General features: G+C 47.8%; 20 protein-coding genes. 7 read left to right on the forward strand and 13 right to left on the reverse strand.

Going from position 1 to position 20725, the window contains the following annotated elements:
- Window positions 1-17 precede the first annotated feature (17 nt).
- Together SG35_RS13065 and SG35_RS13070 are read left to right on the forward strand one after the other, a co-directional pair.
- The gene (locus tag SG35_RS13065) at window positions 18-2066 is read left to right on the forward strand and encodes a type VI secretion system Vgr family protein (RefSeq protein WP_053043417.1); all 2049 of its coding nucleotides are present in this window, start codon (window positions 18-20) and stop codon (window positions 2064-2066) included.
- A gap of 31 nt (window positions 2067-2097) precedes the next feature.
- Complete coding sequence (locus SG35_RS13070; protein WP_044835750.1) at window positions 2098-2607, forward strand: DUF6484 domain-containing protein; 510 nt, start codon at window positions 2098-2100, stop codon at window positions 2605-2607.
- A gap of 342 nt (window positions 2608-2949) precedes the next feature.
- Here SG35_RS13070 and fdxA read toward each other — a convergent pair whose 3' ends face one another.
- Together fdxA and SG35_RS13080 are read right to left on the reverse strand one after the other, a co-directional pair.
- Window positions 2950-3273 carry a ferredoxin FdxA gene (gene fdxA / locus SG35_RS13075; protein WP_044835752.1) on the reverse strand — a complete coding sequence of 108 codons (324 nt, stop codon included), beginning with the start codon at window positions 3271-3273 and terminating at the stop codon, window positions 2950-2952.
- 24 nt (window positions 3274-3297) lie between these two features.
- A complete protein-coding gene (locus SG35_RS13080; RefSeq protein WP_044835753.1) occupies window positions 3298-3528 on the reverse strand; it encodes a hypothetical protein in 231 nt (76 codons plus the stop codon).
- A gap of 137 nt (window positions 3529-3665) precedes the next feature.
- Here SG35_RS13080 and SG35_RS13085 point away from each other — a divergent pair, with 137 nt between their 5' ends.
- The 4 genes from SG35_RS13085 (at window position 3666) to SG35_RS13100 (ending at window position 7027) form a co-directional block, all read left to right on the forward strand.
- The gene (locus SG35_RS13085) at window positions 3666-5270 is read left to right on the forward strand and encodes an NAD(P)/FAD-dependent oxidoreductase (protein WP_044835754.1); all 1605 of its coding nucleotides are present in this window, start codon (window positions 3666-3668) and stop codon (window positions 5268-5270) included.
- Between the two features lie 354 nt (window positions 5271-5624).
- Entirely contained in the window at window positions 5625-5777 is a 153-nt protein-coding gene (locus tag SG35_RS13090) for a hypothetical protein (protein WP_160298397.1), read from the forward strand.
- Window positions 5778-5906: 129 nt separating this feature from the next.
- Complete coding sequence (gene nrtS, locus SG35_RS13095; protein ID WP_201777840.1) at window positions 5907-6098, forward strand: nitrate/nitrite transporter NrtS; 192 nt, start codon at window positions 5907-5909, stop codon at window positions 6096-6098.
- Window positions 6099-6202: 104 nt separating this feature from the next.
- On the forward strand, window positions 6203-7027 hold the full coding sequence (locus SG35_RS13100) for a methyl-accepting chemotaxis protein (protein ID WP_420794567.1): 825 nt from the start codon (window positions 6203-6205) through the stop codon (window positions 7025-7027).
- A gap of 181 nt (window positions 7028-7208) precedes the next feature.
- Here SG35_RS13100 and SG35_RS13105 read toward each other — a convergent pair whose 3' ends face one another.
- Both SG35_RS13105 and SG35_RS13110 read right to left on the reverse strand, forming a co-directional pair.
- On the reverse strand, window positions 7209-8474 hold the full coding sequence (locus tag SG35_RS13105; protein WP_201777841.1) for a DUF2235 domain-containing protein: 1266 nt from the start codon (window positions 8472-8474) through the stop codon (window positions 7209-7211).
- A gap of 245 nt (window positions 8475-8719) precedes the next feature.
- Window positions 8720-9259, reverse strand: a complete 540-nt coding sequence (locus SG35_RS13110; RefSeq protein ID WP_044835758.1) for a GNAT family N-acetyltransferase — start codon at window positions 9257-9259, stop codon at window positions 8720-8722.
- A 426-nt stretch (window positions 9260-9685) separates the two neighbouring features.
- On the opposite strand from SG35_RS13110, the gene SG35_RS13115 reads away from it, so the two are divergent.
- The gene (locus SG35_RS13115) at window positions 9686-9880 is read left to right on the forward strand and encodes a hypothetical protein (protein WP_044835759.1); all 195 of its coding nucleotides are present in this window, start codon (window positions 9686-9688) and stop codon (window positions 9878-9880) included.
- A 330-nt stretch (window positions 9881-10210) separates the two neighbouring features.
- Here the strand turns inward: SG35_RS13115 and cobA are convergent, their stop codons facing one another.
- From cobA to SG35_RS13160, 9 genes are all read right to left on the reverse strand, one after another.
- Entirely contained in the window at window positions 10211-11056 is an 846-nt protein-coding gene (gene cobA, locus SG35_RS13120; RefSeq protein ID WP_044835760.1) for a uroporphyrinogen-III C-methyltransferase, read from the reverse strand.
- Window positions 11057-11075: 19 nt separating this feature from the next.
- A complete protein-coding gene (gene nirJ, locus SG35_RS13125) occupies window positions 11076-12272 on the reverse strand; it encodes a heme d1 biosynthesis radical SAM protein NirJ (protein WP_053043418.1) in 1197 nt (398 codons plus the stop codon).
- A 19-nt stretch (window positions 12273-12291) separates the two neighbouring features.
- Window positions 12292-12903 (reverse strand): siroheme decarboxylase subunit beta, encoded by a 612-nt coding sequence (gene ahbB, locus SG35_RS13130; protein WP_160298398.1) that lies wholly within the window; start codon window positions 12901-12903, stop codon window positions 12292-12294.
- Entirely contained in the window at window positions 12878-13393 is a 516-nt protein-coding gene (locus SG35_RS13135) for an Lrp/AsnC family transcriptional regulator (protein ID WP_084692991.1), read from the reverse strand. Before SG35_RS13135 ends, ahbB (SG35_RS13130) begins: the two co-directional genes overlap by 26 nt.
- Window positions 13380-13979, reverse strand: coding sequence for a siroheme decarboxylase subunit beta (gene ahbB / locus SG35_RS13140; protein WP_236702706.1), 600 nt, complete (start codon window positions 13977-13979; stop codon window positions 13380-13382). The genes SG35_RS13135 and ahbB (SG35_RS13140) overlap by 14 nt, the downstream gene beginning before the upstream one ends.
- Window position 13980: 1 nt before the next feature.
- Complete coding sequence (locus tag SG35_RS13145; protein WP_044835762.1) at window positions 13981-14463, reverse strand: Lrp/AsnC family transcriptional regulator; 483 nt, start codon at window positions 14461-14463, stop codon at window positions 13981-13983.
- A 2-nt stretch (window positions 14464-14465) separates the two neighbouring features.
- Window positions 14466-15707: a cytochrome D1 domain-containing protein gene (locus tag SG35_RS13150; protein ID WP_053043419.1), complete on the reverse strand. Its 1242-nt coding sequence runs from the start codon at window positions 15705-15707 to the stop codon at window positions 14466-14468.
- The gene (locus SG35_RS13155) at window positions 15708-16088 is read right to left on the reverse strand and encodes a c-type cytochrome (RefSeq protein ID WP_236702707.1); all 381 of its coding nucleotides are present in this window, start codon (window positions 16086-16088) and stop codon (window positions 15708-15710) included. It lies immediately after the preceding gene.
- A gap of 262 nt (window positions 16089-16350) precedes the next feature.
- The gene (locus tag SG35_RS13160) at window positions 16351-20547 is read right to left on the reverse strand and encodes a tandem-95 repeat protein (protein ID WP_084692992.1); all 4197 of its coding nucleotides are present in this window, start codon (window positions 20545-20547) and stop codon (window positions 16351-16353) included.
- Between the last annotated feature and the right edge of the window lie 178 nt (window positions 20548-20725).

Here is a 20725-nt window from a genome sequence, read left to right on the forward strand (position 1 = left end):
AAATAAAGGACAGTATTTTGGCGACTCAAAGCAAGCGGCAGTTTGCCATCAGCACCCCGTTGGCGGCCGATAAACTTTTATTATATAAGTTGCAGGGCGTTGAAGCCTTAGCCGCCCCTTTCCATTATAAATTAGAACTTTTCAGTGAAGATAACAGCATCAACAGTGATGAGTTGCTGGCGAAAAGTGTCACGGTCTCGATTGCCACCGCCGACGGCAGCCCGCGTTATATCAATGGTTATGTGACTGAATTTTATCAAATGGAGCCATATGGCGATCAGTTCAGGTATTTTGCCGAAATTCGTCCCTGGCTCTGGCTGCTGAATCTCAGTGAAAATTGCCGTATTTTCCAAAAACAAAGTTACCCGCAGATCATTAAAACGGTGTTTGATGAACTGGGGTTTTCCGATGTTGAAGATCATTTGAGCGGTTCATATCCCGCCAAAGATTATGTGGTGCAGTTTAATGAAAGCGATTTTGATTTTATCTCGCGCTTGCTGGCGCAGGAAGGGATCTTTTATTTTTTTAAACACAGTGAAAATAATCATATTCTGGTGCTGGTGGACGAGAACAGCTCGCTGGAGAAAATTGGCGATATACATTACCGGGCAACCGAATATCGCCGCCAGCAGCGACAAAGTGCCTTTATTGAGCAATGGCAGCAGCATAAAAAAGTGTGCAGCGGCGGGATCAGAAGAACCGATTATGACTATCACTCGCCGGTAAAAAATCTCGAAACCCTGGCCAGTGACCCGGTTTTGCCGTCATTATCGGCATTTGAACGTTTTCGTTATCCGGGGAAATACCAGCAAAGATCTTTGGGGGATAACTATACCCGTTTGCTGATGGAAAGCGAAAACAAGCGTTTTGAAACCGTATCCGGTGCCAGCAATCACAGGCTGCTCACCGCCGGCAGTGTTTTTAACTTAACCGAGTATTTCAGGGAGCAGCAAAACCGCGATTACCTTGCGGTTTCTGCGACCTTAGCCATAGAAAATGATGATTTTAAAGCCGACAGCGCCGATGAAGGGCAAGATGTTTATCGCTGCCAGTTTATGGCGATCCCGGCTGATACCACTTTTCGCCCGGATATCAAGGTAAAAAAACCTATTATGTATGGCCCGCAAACGGCCGTGGTGGTGGGGAAAAGCGGTGAAGAGATCTGGACCGACGAATTAGGCCGGGTAAAAGTGCAATTTCATTGGGATCGTCAGGGAGCAAATGACGAGAACAGCTCTTGCTGGATCCGGGTATCCCAGGTACATGCCGGCAGCGGCTTTGGTGGTATCGACATTCCCCGCATCGGCGAGGAAGTTATCGTTGAATTTCTCGGCGGAGATCCCGACCGGCCGATTATTACCGGCAGGGTCTATAACGGTCAAAATAAAAGCCCGAATTCCCTGCCGGCAAAGGCTATGGTGAGCGGTTTAAAATCCCGCAGTACCCCCAAAGGCAGCGGCGACAACACTTTGATGTTTGATGACAGTAAAGACAGCGAGCTTATTTTGCTGCACGGCCAGCATGACATGGAAAAGAATATTGACCATGATGAAACGGTTACCATAGGTAATGACCGTAGTGAAAGTGTCGGCAACGATGAGACTATCACCATAGGCAATAACCGCAGCGAATCGGTGGCAAAAAATGAAAGTGTCAGTATCGGGGAAAACCGTAGTTTAAGCGTAGCGAAAGATAATAATGAAAATATCGACAAAAATGAAACCATTACTATAGGCGCCAACCGAACCTTAACCGTGGGTAAAAATTTGACAGAAAGCGTGGACAAGGATAAGTCTGTGACGGTGTCTGGAGAGGTCATTGAACACTATGAAAAAAGCCAGAAACTAAGCGTCGGCAAAGACTACCAGCAGCAGGTTGAGAAAAGAATTGTCATTTCTGCCGGTGATGAAATTGCCGTGGTTACCGGCGATGCAAAACTTGTGATGAAAAAAAATGGCGATATCACGGTTAAGGGTAAGAATATTACCCTGGATGCCAGCGGTAAAGTCAATATTAAGGCTGGCGGCAATGTTGTTATCAAAGGGGCTAAAATCACCCAAAATTAACCGGCCTGTAGCCGTGCTTACGGAGGCAAAGATGCAAGAGTTGATCAATGAAAAAGGGCAAAAGCAAGCCTTACACGGTGTGGTCATCGGCGTATTGGTCGGCTTCTCGTCCGATGATAAGCCTTTGGTCGTTTATGGCGAAAACCCCACCGAGGAGCCGGTGACTGCCCAAACAACTGTGCTGCTTGAACATCAGCACTTGGGAAAGAAACTGGCATTGCTGTTTACCGGCGGCGATCCCCTCAAACCTGTGATTATTGGGCCTTTGCTTGAACTTCACCGCCCTGAACTAAGTGAAGAATCAGGCAGGGAACTAAGCACTGAGCCGGCTGAGGTGTCTAAAGGGCAGCATAAACCGCTCGAATTAAAGCTTGACGACAAACGGCTGGTATTAACGGCAAAAAATGAACTGGTATTAAAATGTGGCGAGGCAAGCATCACCTTGAAAAAAAATGGCAAAATTTTGCTGAGCGGTACCAACCTGTTAAGCCGGGCGCAATTTGCCAACCGCATCAAAGGGGGCTCGGTACAGATAAATTAGTATTAAGCACAATCAGATGTTTGTCAGCAGCCTGGCGCCAATAGCGGTATTTTTGCGGGCTCTCCCGGACGCCAGGCGGTATCTGTGGGCATTATCGTTTAAGGGGAAGCTGATTAATGCTTGAATTTCCTTCGGGTTTACCCGGGCAGCGCGATAGAGTCTATCTAATTCTGCTAACAAGCTTAAATTTTCGTAATTTTATCCCAGTCTTTGCTCAAGACCGAGAAAAGGAGCTTCCCATGACTTTTGAACTCAACCAGGCGCAATTAACGGAAAAAGGCATGCTCCTGGCAAAAATTCTCGGGTTGACGCCGATGCAAGGGTTATCTTAAGCACAGGGGATCATACCATCAGCTGCGGCAATTTATTGGCGATACCGTTGAACTTGTCGGCATCTTCAGGCGGCGGAATCACTTCGGTGATCACCGGCCAGATCTCACTCAGCTCTTCATTTAACTGTAGGAATTGTTCCTGGCCTTGTGGCAGGGCTTCTTCCTGGAAAATGGCCTCGGCGGGGCATTCCGGCACACATAACTCGCAATCGATACAGACATTGGGGTTGATGGCTAAAAAATTAGGCCCCTGGTGAAAGGCATCCACGGGACAGACCGCAACACAGTCGGTATATTTACATTTTATACAATTATCTGTTACTACAAACGCCATGATTTTCTCCGCCAACTCCGCCGTTTAAACTGACAAGTTATCCACTATCCGCTTAGGCGGCGAGATCATACCCGTTATCGGGGTAATTTCAATGCCTATGATAAAATTATTCATGCCGGGCATATAAGGCCCGGGCGAAAAGTATTTCCGCAAACGGCGCTTTTGCAGTAGAATGCGCCCCGGATCCCCGCTGTTAACCTGTTCGTCGGCTATTTGCCCGTCCTGTGTGCCCTGAGTTATCTCTAAATAGCACACAAGTGTGACATTGAGTATCAGCTTAGCCGAAAATATACGCCGGGTGGATCTGTACGACTTAAGCTGTAAAAATTGCCCGAGACAAACAGGCCTGCCCAGCTTAGCAAAGATAAGATTTACATGACTGGAATTCCCGGATGATACGAATATCGAACATCAAATTACCCTTAGAGCATAGCCAGGAAGCATTGGATGCCCAGGTTTTATCCTGCCTGAAAATCAGCCCGGAGCAACTGGTCAACACCACCGTTTTTCGCCGCGGGATAGATGCCAGGAATAAAAAATCGATTTTTCTGATGTACACCCTGGATGTGGAAACCACGATTGACGATGAGTTGCTGGCAAAGTTTGACTGGGATCCGAACATCAGAAAAACACCGGATATGGCGTATAAGTTTGTCGCACAGGCAAGCGAAGATCTGCAAGAGCGCCCTGTGGTGGTGGGCTTTGGCCCCTGCGGTATCTTTGTTGGCCTGATTTTAGCGGAAATGGGTTATAAACCTATTATTCTCGATCGGGGTAAAGAAGTGCGCGAGCGCACCAAAGATACTTTTGGTTTCTGGCGTAAGAAACAGCTTAATACTGAGTCCAACGTACAGTACGGCGAAGGCGGAGCCGGTACTTTCTCCGACGGCAAGCTGTCAACGCAAATCAAAGATAAAAAGCACTACAGCCGCAAAGTGTTAAATGAATTTGTTGACGCCGGTGCGCCCGCAGAAATTCTCTATGTCAGTAAACCCCATATCGGTACTTTTAAACTGGTGTCTATGGTGGAAAAAATGCGTGCCAAAATTATCGCCCTGGGCGGTGAAATCCGTTTCGGTGCCCGGGTGGATGATCTGCACCTGGAAGATGGCCAGGTAACCGGCTTGACCTTGGCGGACGGATCGCAGATTAAGTCAAAACATATTGCCCTGGCCATAGGGCATAGTGCCCGGGATACCTTTGAGATGATCCACGACAAGGGGGTTTATGTTGAAGCTAAACCGTTTTCTGTGGGTTTTCGGGTAGAACACAAGCAATCCCTGATAGATAAGAATTATTATGGCGAATTTGCTGGTCATCCCACCTTGGGGGCTGCCGATTATAAGCTGGTGCATCACTGTAACAATGGCCGCTCAGTGTATAGTTTCTGTATGTGCCCGGGGGGCACTGTTGTTGCGGCGACTTCCGAAGAAAACCGTGTCGTCACCAATGGCATGAGCCAGTATTCCCGCAACGAAATGAATGCCAACAGCGCCATAGTTGTCGGTATTGACCCTTCAGACTATCCGGGACACCCGCTGGCGGGTATAGACTTTCAGCGCAAACTGGAAAGCGCTGCCTTTAAGCTTGGTGGTGAAAATTATGACGCGCCGGCGCAGTTGGTGGGAGATTTCCTTAAAGGCGAATCTTCAGAGGCTTTAGGGGAGGTTGAACCTTCCTATAAACCCGGTATCAAGTTAACGGACCTGTCGGGTGTTTTACCTGGTTATTGTATCGATGCCATCCGTGAAGCTTTACCGGCTTTTAACCGCAAGATCAAAGGTTTTGCCATGGATGAAGCTACCCTGACCGGCGTGGAAACCCGGACTTCTTCCCCTATCTGTATCAAACGTGACGATAGCTTGCAGAGCCTCAACACCCGTGGACTTTTCCCCGCAGGAGAAGGAGCCGGTTATGCCGGGGGCATCATGTCTGCCGCCATTGACGGCATAAAAGTGGCAGAAGCCATGGCATTAAGCATTAACGGCGATAAATAGTTCAGGTTTTATCGCTCCAACGAATAGCGATACTGGCTATGGCGGAGCAAGGAAGCCTCTTCTGCTGACCTTCTTTAGGCGCATAACTTAAGGTTATGCGCTAAAGTTTCCCTTCTTAAGACTGTTTGAGACATCATGGCTGTACCGGTTTCGACTTCTCTTATTTGCGGTATTTTTTCTTTACCGTCAGGCGCTTGCTGCCAAAAACTCCCCGGTTAGCATAAAAATACTGGTAGATAAACCCGAACTCTGCCATCGCCAGCTAGCGCATTTTCTATCCCTTTTGTTGCACCATCAGCAAATCAAGTCTGATTTGCTCTGCCCGGACAGTGAAAACCAGCTAAAATTATTGGGATGCTGGCTTTTATTGCCCGTGATATTGCAAAATTTGTTTACTGCTATCCGGCATATGCAGGCGGTGAAAAAGTGATAAAAACTGCGGCAATTGATTTTATCACTCCAGAGGAAGAAAATAATATTTTTACGAAACAGCGATTTATTTGGTGAGCCGGCAGATATTTTTCTCTATACTCGTGGTTCCCTTGGTCTGAATGTTTACTTTAACTTTATGCGATGTTTATGAAAACTTCCGGCAGTAGCTTCATACATTGGTTTCATCTGGCAACGAGAGCCAAAGTGATAACACGTTCTTTAAAGGTCGCATTAATTGTCGGCACTATCTTAGTGATGATAAACCAACTGGATGTTTTCCTTTCAGGGCAGTTGGCATTGGGCAACTATATCCAAATCCTGCTGACCTACTGTGTTCCTTATTGCGTCTCCACCTATGCCAGTGTAGATACTATGATGAACTTGGAAAATAAATAACTCAACTTATTAACTTATAAGGCTTTCTAATGTTTAATCTATTTAACAGTAATAATATTCCCGCCGATCAGGCCTTGATCGCGAAAGATGAATTAGCCGATTTGATGGCCAAAGCGCAGTTAGTTGAGCAACTTGAACAAAGCGGCGCCTTAGATATTGCCCGGCAGATCACCGACAATGCGCAAAAGGTCAACCAGGCTTCGTCGAACCGCCTGGCACAAGTTGAAGATAACTATCAGCTGATCCAGTCCTTTATTGAACAGTCCGAAAGCATTGAACAAACCTCCCATGATTCTTTCAAATCAGCAAAAGATACCGCAGAAACTTCTGAACAGGGCATTAAACAGCTTGAAGATCTTAGTCAGAATGTGATGACCTCGGCACAATATATTCGGGAATTTACCGAATTATTGGTGAGCCTGGATGAAAACAATAAAAATATCGGGCAATTGGTGGAGTCCATTAAAGGTATTGCCGATCAAACCAATTTATTGGCTTTAAATGCGGCGATTGAAGCGGCACGTGCAGGCGAGCATGGCCGGGGTTTTGCCGTGGTGGCAGATGAAGTGCGCTCCCTGGCTAATACCGCCAACCAGTCGGCGGATCAGATCCAAAATGAAATGAAAAACATCATGGATATTTCCTCTTCTATTATCGATAAGCAAAAGCAAGTTTCGGGTATTATTGATTCGAGTGTCGAGATTGCCGGTACCACCATGGAAAACCTGCAATCATTAGTGGCCTTGTCGACGTCGAGCTCTAGCCTGGTGGAGTCCACCATCGCCCAGGTACAACATCAGCTAAGTGACTCGGAAACCATTAAAGATAATATGCAGCAACTTATTCAGGATACCCGTAATGCCCTTGAAGGGTCTTCTGAAAATGCCGAGTTGGGACAGGAACTTGTCAAGCAGTTAATGGCCAAGTAAGCTGCTTTTTGCAAGCGTCGCGAGTGGTTGCGGCGCTTGCGTTGTCAACTTTGTCCCGTCCGTGGGGCTTTTGACAGGGTTGATTTGTTCTTGGCCCCTGGCGGGATAAAAGCGTTAAGCTACTGATCTTGCAAATGCTGTTCTTAAGGCACAGGCCAACTTTTGCTTAACATCTCGTAAATTATGCTGCGAAATTCAGACCGTAGATATTGTCTTTTTTCCAGGCGCAGGTCGCCAGGGTTTTGGCAAATTTTGCCGAGCTTATGGTGATCTTCTCCAGCTTATCCAATTCATTGTCACATTGCACCCGGGCGCCGCCTAAAGGAGAATAATCCAATATTTTGCAAGGGGTTTGTTGCTGATCTATTTGGATTTCTCCGGTGAGCTGGCTGGTGATGATGCGGGAGAAGTGCCGCCTTTCGTCGTTGCGGGCAAAAGACCAGCTTTCATGCAGATTTTCCGGCTGGTAGTCTTCGACTTTTTTGAGTCGCTCAAGCACGCTTTCATGAATAGAGACATTAATGGCGGGATAATCAAGCTCTCCTTCGAGGGAGCGGGTTTCTGCTTTGGCGCCGAGGCGCTCCATTAACCGGTAAGGCAGGCTGTAGGAGTCATGCATGCGCCCACAGACATTGGCATCGACTTTTGATTTGTCTTTGAGATAGCTCTGGTCAAAATCCAGTCCTAACAAGGCAACTTTCTGGATCATCCACAACAAGCTGATATCCGATAAACTGGACTCATCATAGCCGCCGCCAATATCACTATGGCAGCCGGAAAACCATACCTGTTCAACCGTCTGCCCCGGATGGCTGCTTCCGGTCCACAAAGCCGGTTTGAAAGGGGGCCTCTTTTCATCGATGGCCAGCGCCTGGTAGGCGTGTTTGATTTCCGGCGTCAAGCGGGTGTCAAAAAATCCTACCCAGGGTTTGGTTAATTGACCCAGGAAAGGAATTGGCACGCCCAAGGCCCCGACCGTATCCCATACCGCCATGACTGCTATTTCCGGCTTAGGATAGTGGGAATAGCGCTGGTATTCCCGTTTGTGGGGTGGGGTGCGGTAATACTTATAGGCCCGGGGCAGGGTATGCAGCTCGTCTTTAGGCAATAAGCCAACCGTATGCAGCATGCCGCCAAGGGCCCTGACGGTATAGGCGCCGCGGCTGAAGCCGAAGCAGTAGATGTCATCTCCTTCCTGGTAGTTGTGGGCAATAAAACGATAGGCATCGATAATGTTTTGCCCGATACCTTTACCGAATATGCCCATCATGCGATCTGAGGCATTGTAGGTGCCCACGCCCTGATCATAAAAAACCACCTGGTTTTTGCCATCCTTGCCATAGGGGGTGAGGGAGCGAACGATCTTGACAACATTGGTGGGCTTATCCGGGGTATTCCAGGTACCGTCACAACAGATCACGATGCGCTTATTTTGTATTTTCATCATACATCTCCAAAAGGCAAATGTTTGCAAGGGGAGAGGGGGTTAAAATCCAAAGCCGATGCCTTGCAGCTTTGATGAAATTATAGTTGAAATAACTGCGAATGCTGTCCGGGAATACCGGCACTGATTTTCCCCTGAGCGGGCAGAACAAAGCCCGGGCAGGGGATGAGGCGATTGCTTCTTAAACCAAAGGGTAAGGTTTAAAATTAAACGTTTGATATCTGGAAGTTATTACTTGAAGCTGGGGCTTACCTGGCATCACACTGGTAATAGACGGCTTCCATATCGCCTAAGGGATCCTTGTGCAGCTCTTTTTTAAGGAATTCCATGCCCAGTTTTTTCATGATATTAATGGAGCCGGCATTGTCTTCCATGGCAACAGCGCTAAAGTATTTGACTGATGTTTGCTCGGCTATGGCCTGGGTAATACTCAGTGCGGCTTCGGTTGCATAACCTTTGCCCCAGGCTTTTTGCATAAAACGCCAGCCCAGTTCCAGGTTGTCATTTTGCGGGTAGTCGGTAAAAAATTCCATCGGCCGTACTAACACCCAGCCGATAAATTCATTTGTTTGTGTGATCTCAACCTTCCACAGGCCCCAACCTTGTGATTCATTGGTATAACTTTGCATTCTGGGAACGTAGACTTCCCTGATTTCCTGCATGGTGCTGACTTTACCGCCGTTGATGTAGCGCATCACCTCTACATCCTGATCCAGTTCAAACAAGAGTTGGGCATCGTCGCTGGTCATCAATGCAAACTTGAGGCGTTGTGAGTTTGTTATTTTCATTTTGGCTTTATCACTTCATTTCAGGGGCTGTTTATCTTTGGCCGTGAATTATCTTAATCTTAATCCCCTCCAAAGATAAATAGGTCCTAGCTAGTTATTGGATTGCCTGACAGGCTCGGTTATCGGTTGTTAGTGTATAACGATATTTGGCGATGACGAAGGGCTATTTGCCGGCAATGGCAATAGATGCAGCGAATGTATTTTTTGAGCCGTGTTATTGAGTCGTTATTGCCAGTTCTTTTTGCTCTTTCAGTAAAAACCAGCCGTTAAGCGCTAAGATCAGGAAAAATATACTTTAAATTATTTATGGTTATTGCTGTTTCCCCGGGAGCAGATCAATAAATCTCGTTTTTAGCCCCTTTTCGTTGCAGGCATATCTGTGATATAATTGTCAGCTATCTGTTGTTATCTAATTGAAAAGAAGCTATGCGAATTAAATTAACTTGCGATATTTTTGGTGGTGCAGAAGACGGCTGCGTAAAGGGTAAAGAGTTTGACGCCGTTCTGGTTGGTCCAAGATCAACTACGGTTGAGATCATCGGTGATTCAGGCCGTCCACACAGGGCTTTTCATTATGAATATGAAATGGTCACTGAAGAACAGGCCGCTAAAGCCAATTAATCTCTGGTATGCACCGGGTCCGGTTTCCCCGACCCGGGGTATCTTTCCCTGAACAGCTTGTCTGCTGATTTAATTTTCTGATTTTACGTGCAAATCGGTATTGCCGGCTTTTTTGCGGGTAAGACGGTCAAATTCTCCTGTTTTAATTCTTTTTTAACCTCAGTACTATTTTCCCCGATCGCTGATAAAGCTCATCATGCTGCTGGTACAGGGCTGTAAACGTTGATGTTTTTTGCCTGTGAGCTGTGCCATCGCGCGGGGCTGTCAGCAATATCCGTCGCGAAAAAGGCCGCGAACGGCCTTAGTGCTGTGACTGTGAGCCCGCTCAGATCAGGCGTATTTCACCAGGTCGGCATTGTCCAGGCGTGCTGCATACTCATCTGCCGATAAAAAACCGGGGATGCTGACAGCTTCGCTGGTTAATTCATTGACGACATCGCCGATGATGATCAGGGTTGGCGGGGTGATCTTATGTTTTTGCGCCAACTGTGGCAGGGTGCTTAATATGCCGCGGTAGACTTCCTGATCCTCCCGGGTGCCTTTTCGGATCAGGGCAACCGGGGTGTCTGCTCTTCTGCCGTGTTTGATCAGCTGCTCGGTGATAACGGGCAGGGTATTGATGCCCATATAAAAGACTATGGTCTGGCTGTCGCAGGCCAGGCTTTGCCACGGCAGGTTAAGCTGACCGTTATTTTGCATATGGCCGGTGATAAAGGTACAGCCCTGGGCGACGCCGCGGTGGGTGAGGGGGATGCCGGCATAGGTGGTACAGCCGGATGCCGCGGTGATCCCGGGGCAGGTATGGCAGCTGATACCGTTTTCCAGTAAATACTGTGCTTCTTCACCGCCGCGGCCAAAGATGAAGGGATCGCCGCCTTTCAGGCGTAATACCCGCTTGCCTTGCCTGGCAAGGTCGAGCAGGAGCTCATTGATTTTATCCTGGGGCACGCAATGTTTGGCTTGCTCTTTGCCGACATAATATTTTTCATTTTCCTGTGGCAGCAGGGCCATAATTTCTTCGCTGACCAGGCGGTCATAAACGGTGACCTCTGCCTGCTCGATAAATCTCAGGGCTCTTAAGGTTAATAATTCCGGATCGCCGGGGCCTGAGCCTACCAGGGCGACTTCCCCGCCGTTAAAAGGGGTTTGGCTGATTTTTTTATTTAATATCGTCATCTTGCTCACACTCGCTTTTTTAAACTACTACTACAGGGATTTGCTTATTGGCTACGGACTTAGCCTCAAGCCCTATTTCCAGGTCTTCCAGGTAACAACCGGGATCTTCCGCCCAGGGATCCCGGGTTTGGGCAAAGGCCCGGGTGCGGGTATTGCCGCCGCAGATATTAAGGTATTGGCAACGGGCACAGCGGCCTTTTACCGGGCGCGGGCTTTGGCGAAAACCCAACATTAACGGGTCTTGGGTATTTTTCCAGATCTCGGAGAATTTGCCGGTTTTAACATTGCCCAGGGCATGATCCCACCAGTAAGTATCCGGGTGCACGGTACCGGTATTGTCGATATTGGCGACATTGACTCCGGAAGCATTGCCGCCCCACTGGATCAGCTTTTGCCGTAAGTTTTCCACCCGCTGCGGATGGACATTACCGAATTTCTTTTGTGCCCATTGCAGTAAAAACGGGCCGTCGGCATCGTTATTGCCGGTGACAAAGTCACTGTCTATGCCCTGCTCGATATGCGACCAGGCCCGTTCAAACAGGATTTCCATCGCATCTTTGGTCATCTTGAACATGGCATCATTTTGCGCGCTGCGTTTGCCGCGCCCGGAATAGTTCAAGTGGGACAGGTAAAATTTATCCACGCCTTTTTTTTCCATGATATCGAGCAGTGCCGACAGGTCGTCAAAGTTATCTTTGGTCAGGCATAAACGCATGCCGACCTTGATACCGGCCTGCTTGCACAGCTCTATTGCTTTCATTGAGCTTTTGTAGCTGCCGATTTGGCGGCGGAAATGGTCGTGGAAGCTTTCCAGGCCGTCGATGCTGATCCCGACATACTGATAATCGGCGGCTTTGATGGCATCGATATTGTCTTCATTGATCAAGGTGCCGTTGGTGGACAGGGCCAGATAAAAGCCCTTGCTTTTGGCATAGTCGCTGATTTCAAAGATATCCGGACGCAACAGCGGCTCGCCGCCTGAGAGGATCAATACCGGCACATGGGCCACTTTTAAATCGTCTATGGTGGCCTTGATTTGCCCGGTGGAAAGTTCGTCTTTAAAATCTATGTCTAAAGAGGTTGAATAACAATGGCGGCAACTTAGGTTGCAGCGGCGGATCAAATTCCAGATCACCACGGGTCCCGGCATATTACGCTTCGGGGCGACCGGCATATCATGGGTTAAGGTTTTTAGTAACTGGGAAATTCTGAACATAATTAATCTCCGTTGTTTTTCACGGCTGGTCAACCGGTTTTTTTTGTGCTTGCTTTTTCAGGCGTAAACCGGTTTTTTTCAGGATACGGGTACTGGTGAGCATGTCGTTGCTCTTTAAACCATTCGTCGGCTGGTTTTCATCCGCCGGATGGTGCTGCAGCACTTCGGCCAGCAGCTGTTTTATTTGCGCCCGGTACTGCTCGATATCGCTTTCGCTGCGGCCATGCACCATGGCAAACAGGTTATAATTCCAGTGGGGCAGGTGTCTGGGCCTGAGGTAGCAGTGGCTGACAAAGTCGAGTTTGCCCACCGCCTCGCCAAATTCACGTGCCGCGTCGTCCCTGACATCCCATACCGTCATGCCGTTAAAGCGGTAACCTAATTTATAATGGTTGGGTACGGCGGCGATCCGGCGAATAACGCCGCGGGCCAATAAATCCTCCGTCATGGCCAAGACCTGAGCAACCGGGATCTCAAGTTGCTGTGCCAGGGTGTGATAAGGCCGGGCCACCAGGGGTAAACCGTCTTGTGTCAGCAAGACATATTGGCGCTCCAGTGCAGACAATTCCCGGGAGCTGTGTTTTTTGGGCTCTGATGTCCGGGTGTTAAATGGGTAAATAGAGTCCGACATAGAATTCCTCCAGTTTCGGGACATTTAATACCGGGATCCCGGTTTTGATTTCTATTTGTTCGATTACGGTCGCTATTTCTGCTTCATTTTCGGTGGCGATAACAAACCACATATTCAGTTGATGGTTGCGCTGATAATTGTGTGCTATTTGTTCAAAGCCGTTAACGGCTTCGGCAACCTGCTCAAACTCGGCTTCGGGGACGGCCATGGCGGCCAGGGTAAAGGCGCCGCCAAGGCAAGCGGCATCATACATAGGACCAAAACGGGACAATACCCCTTGCTCTAATAAGTTATTAAGGCGGGAAAGTACGGCTTGCTCTGTGGTATTAAGGGCATCGGCGACACTGGCAAAAGGCCTTTCACATACCGGCAAGCCCCGTTGCAATAAATTGATCAGCGCCTTGTCTAACGGGTCAAAGGTGAGCGCTGCTCCCCGATGCCGATCATCTGTTTGCTTCAAGCCTGGGGTTTGTTCTTTAAGCTCGGTCATCTGTCTGTTTCCTTTGGCTATATCTCGCCCCTTGCTGTTTAAAGGCTTTGTAACTGAAGAGCACATCTTTGTTGATATGGCTGAGCCCCAGCTCTCGGGTCAAGAGGTTAATTTGCTTGAGCACGGCCTCTCTGTCTTTGCCGTGGATCATACAAAACAAGTTATATGTCCAATGGGGCAGGCGGCGCGGGCGCTGGTAACATAAAGACACTTCCGGGCGAGCCGACAGTTGCCCGGCAATGCGGTTGACGTCTTGGTCTCTGATATCCCATACCACCATGGCATTGGCGCAATAACCCAGTTGTCGGTGTTTAACCACCAGACCAAGGCGGCGGATCAGGCTTTGTTGCTGCCAGTGACGAATTTGCTCGAGCACTTGGGTTTCACTGGTGTTAAGTCTGGCGGCAATTTCCTGGTAGGGGCGGGGGCTCAGGGGCAAACCCTGTTCCAGGTAAACCCTTAACTCCCTTTGTTGCTCCTGGTTTAAAGCTTCGCTGTCCGGTGCTACCTCTGTTGTTGCTGACGGCATGGACAAAGCCGCCGGGTTTATCGGTTCTTGTGGTTTAGATAATCTTGTCTGCATCATGTTAACTCACCCGGGCAAGTGCTGGTTTGCTGTCAAAATCAATGTGAAACGACAGGTCGATATGAAAGGCTTTTTCCATCGGCAAGACTAAAACTTCCAGTCCGGTTAACTGCTCAATGCGGGTTAATACCCGTTGCAGGGTAAAGTCATCGGCGGCGGTGACCACAAACCAGAGGTTATAATCATGCTCGCGGGCATAGTTATGGTTGACCTGCTCAAATTTATTGACTATCTGTGCAACATATTCCAGGTCTTCTTGGGGTACCATCAGCGCGGCCAGGGTGCTGGCGCCGGCCTTTTTATGATCGAATACCGCGCCGAGGCGGGAAAGGATATCCGCCTGCTCCAGCGCTTTGAGCGCTTCAAGCACTTCGGTTTCGCTGCTGCCCAGCTCCTTAGCCAGTTGGGCATAAGGAGATGAGGTCAGGGGAAAACCTTTTTGCCACTCATTGATCAGTTGTTGCTGTAATAACGATAATGTCATGATCACAGCCCTATCTGGTGGGCACGGCTGGTAAAGAAAATACCGCTCGGGCTTTTTGCCTTCATGGTCGATAACAACTCCTGGGTTTGGGTGTCATAGATCTGAACTTCATTATTATCCCGCACCGACATCCAGACATTTTCGCCCCTTGGCGTAAATTCCATATGTAAGACGGCAGGCCCGGGCTTGAGGCTTTTCACCTGTTCGAAGGTCTCGGTATTGTAAACTTCTATGGTGTCGTTTAACGGGTAGGCAAAGTTTACCCAGATCTGGCGGTTATCCGGCTGCGCCATCACAAAAATCGGCTGGCCGTGGACATCTATTTCCGCCACCTGTTGCCAGGTTTTTAAATCGACCACCAGTACCTTGTGTTGGCCCACGGCCGGGACAAAGGCAAAGTCTTGGGTCATGGCCCAGCCTTCCAGGTGCGGCATTTTATAGACCGGCAGTTTCTTATCGCCTTTACCGTAATCTTTTAAAATCCGGCTTACGCCTTTTTCCGGATGCCATAAATCCAGCATAGCCATGCCGTCTTCGCCGAATAAACCGGCAATATAATAACGGCCGTCCGGGCTCATCAGGGCATCATAGGGAAACAGGCCGATATCTTCATGTTTAGTGAGCTTGAGCTCGGGGCCGGACATATCTGCCACCCAGATCTCATGGCTGTCAAATAAGCTGAAGACAAATTTATGGCCGGGGGCGTCGACTAACCCCACCACTTTAGAGCGCACCGGGCTGCCGTCTTTATTTTTCGGCTTGGCGGTGAGTACCGAGGCGGGAATTTCCGCGACCAGCTCCAGGGTTTCGCTGTTAAAGATTTTCACGCCCCCGGGGGTATAGTTGGAAACGGCGACCAGCTTGCCGTCCTGACTGATGGCGCCGCCTATGCTGTTGCCCGATTGTATAACGCGTTTAGCTATTTTGTCGGTGAGTAAATCGACTTTGGTGAGGCCGCCGTCACGGCCAAAAACATAGGCGTAACGTTCATCGCGGGAAAAGACTATTGAGGCATGGGATAAATCTCCCAGGCCGTCGATTTCGCTGAGGGCAGTATTATTACTGTGGTTGACTATTTTCACCTGGCCGGTGGCGCGCTCTATCAATACTCCGAGATCGCCGGTGGCGCGCAGATATTTCGAAGGCATCATGGCATTTTGACTGCAGGCCTGTAAGGCTAAAGCTGAGGTTAATACCAGGGCGCAAGCTAAGGTTTTTTTCACTGACTTGATGTTTATGCTCATTTATTTTTCTGCCTTTTCAGTCATTTGGGCGTGTGTTCCATGTTTGAGTTGTTGGCTTAACCATAAGGTTTCCTGTTCGGTTAACATGCCTTGCCAGGGAGGCATCGCCGTGCCGGGGCGGCCAAACAGTATGGCGTTGTTGATCAGCGCCAGGGGCTTTTGTTCAAGATCTTCTGGCAACAGCGCAGGCCCCAGGCCCCCTTTGAGAGTCATACCGTGACAGGAGCCGCAGTCTTGCCTGAGCAGATGGAGCAGCTCTTGCTGTCGTTCCGGTGTTGGTGTCTGCGCTTGTGCCGATGCGCAGAACAGGTTTAACAGGGAGGCAAACATCAGGCTTACCAGTGAACTGATGGGAAACAATGGAGTTAATTTGCTATTCACGTTTATCCCTACTTTTCGTAGTGTTAAATTCTGAACTTAAGGTAGCAGGGATAGAAAAATCGTTTATTGTCGGGGATCATGCTTTTGAACCGACATGATTAAATTGCTTGATTTAAATCAGACATTAATCGGTTTTTTGTTTTTAGCTGCTCTTGGAGCAAAGGTAATGAAAAAATGATAAGGGTTAACCTTGTATTCATTGCTTAACGCATAAAAGGCAGGGGCAGATATTGAGAGTAAACAATAACCGTAAGGCAATTCGTTAAGGTTTGACAATTATCACTTTAATATCATCTGTATAAATGTTTAAGCCGAAAAAAAAGAATTTTTCAAATTCCAGTTGCTCATCAGTTGATAAATGGTAGAGATCGATCCCACCCCGACTACTGCTGGTGATAAGTGTATCTTCCGGGGTTACTGCTAAATTGTCTGCGCGGTTTAGGGATAACCTCGATACCAGGACAAATGAAGGCTCAGTATTATCAATCGCTATAACGCTGATGCCTCCTCTTCCGTATCTTGGATTTCCGGCACTACCGACAAAAGCATAATTGCCACTTAAACTCATGACAACTTCCCCTGCGTAATCGCCAATCCCTGAGATAGTTGCCAAATGAGCAAAACTGTTTGCGTCATAGATATGGCAATAGCCGCGGGCAAAATTAAATGAAGTGCGCATTAAGAACTGATCGTTTTTGGTTAGAGCTAAATCACTGACGAAGCGGGTATTATTAGAACCTGAGTTAATGCCTGTATTTACAGCAGTGTTTAGTTCGGTATTAATACTGTAAGTCGGGTTTTCCTGGGCAAAGAGAGTATCACCATCAGATGAAATTGTGCCATTACCTGCACGAAATCCGCCGTAGCTTGCTCCTGTGAGTACATTCACGGCTAAGGGATCTGGCAATAGGGTATTTGTGGCGAGATCCAATTGCTCGGTGCCTGCATATAACCGCTCTCCTGTAGGGTCAACGATAAAAGTGTCATAACTGAGCTCACTACTAAAAGCAAGAGGGCTATGGGGGGCTGGCAGCTCTTGATGTGTTGCGGTATTGTAAACCGTTAAGTCATGCATGTAGAGGTTGGCATCACCTTCCCGGGAGAGGCCGCGCACATGCTTATCCACTATTATTCCGAGGATGAGATCTTTTTTATAATCAAGCACCAGGGTACCGGACACGGCTGGTGAATTGATATCAACATAGGCTAATGCACTGTCTTGTGTGTTGTACTCGGGATCATATGTTATGAGCTTGTCTATGGTGGTTACCACCCCTTGTGGTGATTCGCTGGTTACCCTAATTAAGTTTTCCCCTTCATTGAGTTCTATGAGGCCAAAATAATTATTTAAACTGCTCACCGGCACTAAGGTTTGATTTATTGCGACAAGATTGGTTGACGGAGCCTTACCTGAAATAAAAAAGGTTGGAATATTTGTCGTTTGTTTTCTTGGGGTTGTTGAAAAATCTATATTGAAAACGGGAGGTTGATAACCCTGATGATAGGCCTGTTGCAGGTAGCTATAGGCCAGTTTTATTTGGCGATCGATAGTAACAATGCCCAGCCATTCTTCACTGACATGTCCATCGGGATGGGCATTTGCTAACAGGAAACCGGAAGTTTGCTGAGATTGAAAGGGTTCAACCTTCCACCATTCATCGCTCAGGCTCAAAACTGCCCCGCCAATTGCGACGTTGCTCGGATCTTTACCTGATAAATTTTCTAAAAGATGGTGCCAAAGCGCTAAATTCCATTCTGCTTGCATGACCTGAGCTTCGGCGCCTGCAGGATCCTCAACTTGTGCTACCGCTGCATAAGAATCGGTGCCATATTCGTTTATTAGCAGAGGTTTGTTTGTGATCGTCGCCCAGTCACTAAACAGACTGCCAAAAGATTTACCGCGGTAGATGTTTACTCCCCAGATATCTATGCTCGGGCAAATATCATTGACGTAAGATTGTGTGTCCGCCAAACGCATACCTTGGCGAGCTATATCTATATCACCATAACCGGCAATCACAGGGTGATTGTCATCTAACTCCTGGATGAGTGCTGCCGCTGATTCAACCGCTTCTGCGGCGGCCAATATCGTTTCGGCTGTTCCGTATAGTTTGTTGAGCTGAAATTCATTGCCTAGCTGGAATGCAAGAATTGCCGGATGAGAGGAAAAATAGGGGACCACCTGCCGAATACGGTTTTCATCGGCAATGCCGTTACCTGCCATCATAATAACGCTGATACCGGCTTGATAGAGCTCATCAAGTATATATATGGCTTCGGGTGTCAAACCAGGATCGAGCGGCATCCATACGGTAGTGGCATTGAGTGCTGCAATCAAAGGAATATCGATATCAGACCAGGTGCTATATTCTGCCCGACGAATGTCGGCATTATTACTATCCGTTGGAGAAGTTTCAGTGGTCTTACTGGCGGGAGACCAGACCACGCCTTTGGCTATGTAGGGTTGAGCTGGCGCCAAACTGCCATCGTTTAATCGTTTGGCATACATCAGCTGATAGCCATTAGTCGTAACTATACTCGGGCCAAGGTTAGCAGCAGTGACATGTATTTGTATTTTAGCCGGTAGTGAACGGGCATTTTCGACATCGCTGACTTGAATATAAAACTCATCCTTACCAAAATAACCCGCTTTTGGTGTATAGCTGATCGCTCCGGTTAACTGATCGACATCTAGGCTGCCATTGATGGGGGACTGGACAATTAAGACAGAAGCGAGATCGATCTGGCTATCAATATCAAAGGCCGCATTCTCCCAGGGAAGGAGATTTTCCTGGCTATTACCGTCAACAGGGTATTCGGTATCGGGAATAACCGGGGGATCATTGACGGCAATGACTTCTATATTCACCGTTGCGATGTCAGAAGCACTGCCATCATCATCAGATATGCGGTATTCAATGCGGTCAAAGCCGGTGAAATCACGATCAGGCTGATATTTTATCAGACCGGTTTCCGCGAATAGTTCAAATTCACCATTGGAGGGGAAGCTCATTATTTCTATTGAATCAACAGATATGAAACCATCAAGGTCATGATCGTTGCTGGTAACATTTAAAAAGCTTTCTGTATCTTCAGCTATGGTGAAATTATCGTTGCCAGCGCTAGGGGGCTGGTTAACAGACACAAATACGGTTACTTGTGCAGGATTTGAATAGTCACCGCTATTATCTTTAAATCGGTATTCGAAGAAGGCCTCACCCTCATAGCCCGGCTCCGATAGATAAATGGCACTGCCTGTGTCAGTTAATGTTACCTCGCCATGGCTCGGGGGAGTAATAATTTCTGCAGAGCTTGGCTCAACGAAGCCATCGACATCGGTGACATGGTTAAGTAAATTGATTTCAACCGGGTGTGCATCATGGGTGTGGGCAACAACGGTGCCGGCATCGGGAGGGTCATTGATGCACAGAATGTTTATTGACACAGTTGCGGGAGTGGAACTGGCACCGTTTTGATCTTCGACCAGGTAGCTAAAATTATCCGTGCCACAATAATTAATGTTGCCCAGATAGATGACATTGAAATTAACCGCATCTACGGTGACTAACCCTTGGCTTGGGGGAGACGATATTTTGATCGACTGAAGTTGGCCATCCGGATCATTATCATTAGCGGTAATGTCTAAAGCAGTAAAATAGTCCTCGTAAATATCGATATTGTCATCTTGTGCCACGGGAAGTGCATTCACCATGAGCATAGCGCTTGCCGGATTTGATCTAAGGTTTTCTTCTGTGTCTTCTTCGATAACATACACAAATGTTACGCCGCCGTAGAAATCACTGTCTGTTGGCACAAATTCCACCATGCCACCGGTTTCGGGGATGAGTAAAGTACCGGTTTGAGGGGCATGCTCGATGATTAACCTGGCATTATCAAGGTTATTGCTTTCTGCATCACTATCATTGGTAAAGAGATCGAATTTTAGCGGCTGTCCCTGATTGAATGAAAAATTATCATTCATCGCCAGAGGGGCGTCATTGATAGCATTAATGGTGACATTTACCCGGACAGGAATAGTGTAATCATCGCCCGCTTTAATCCGATAAAAAAAGTAATCGCCGCCACTGAAGTTTAACTTTGGTTGATAGATAATGCTCTGCGATTGGGCCTCAACAGTTACCGATGCCTTGTTGGTGTATTGGGTTATTTCCAGCTTGAGCTGATTAATATTAAAAGTGCCCAGCTCGTCATTTTCCAGAACCGTAAACAAACCCTGATGATCTTCATCAATGGTGTAAGCATCCTGTTTCGGCTCTGGTAGCGTTATTTGAGGAGGGGTCGTTATCGGTGAAGGTATTGGAGATGGTGATGGTGTGGATTCATTATCATTACCGCCACTTCCTCCACATGCCATAGTTAAAGCAGAAAGCAAAAATATTAACCCGGTACGAAACATTGCTCCCTCCTTTGCAAATTGCTCTGCAAGGATATTTACCATTAATGACACCTGCTTCTATCAATCGCGGTAGCGAGGATGATGTCATCACATTAATACCCGGCGCCGGTGAGGCACAGCATGCTAAGTATAAGGATGAACACTATCGCGATAAAACAAGGAGCTCCAATAATAAATCGAGCTTTTAATATGCTCCTTTTAGTTGAATACAGTATATGAA

This window comes from Thalassomonas actiniarum, assembly GCF_000948975.2.
Taxonomy (GTDB): Bacteria; Pseudomonadota; Gammaproteobacteria; order Enterobacterales; family Alteromonadaceae; genus Thalassomonas; species Thalassomonas actiniarum.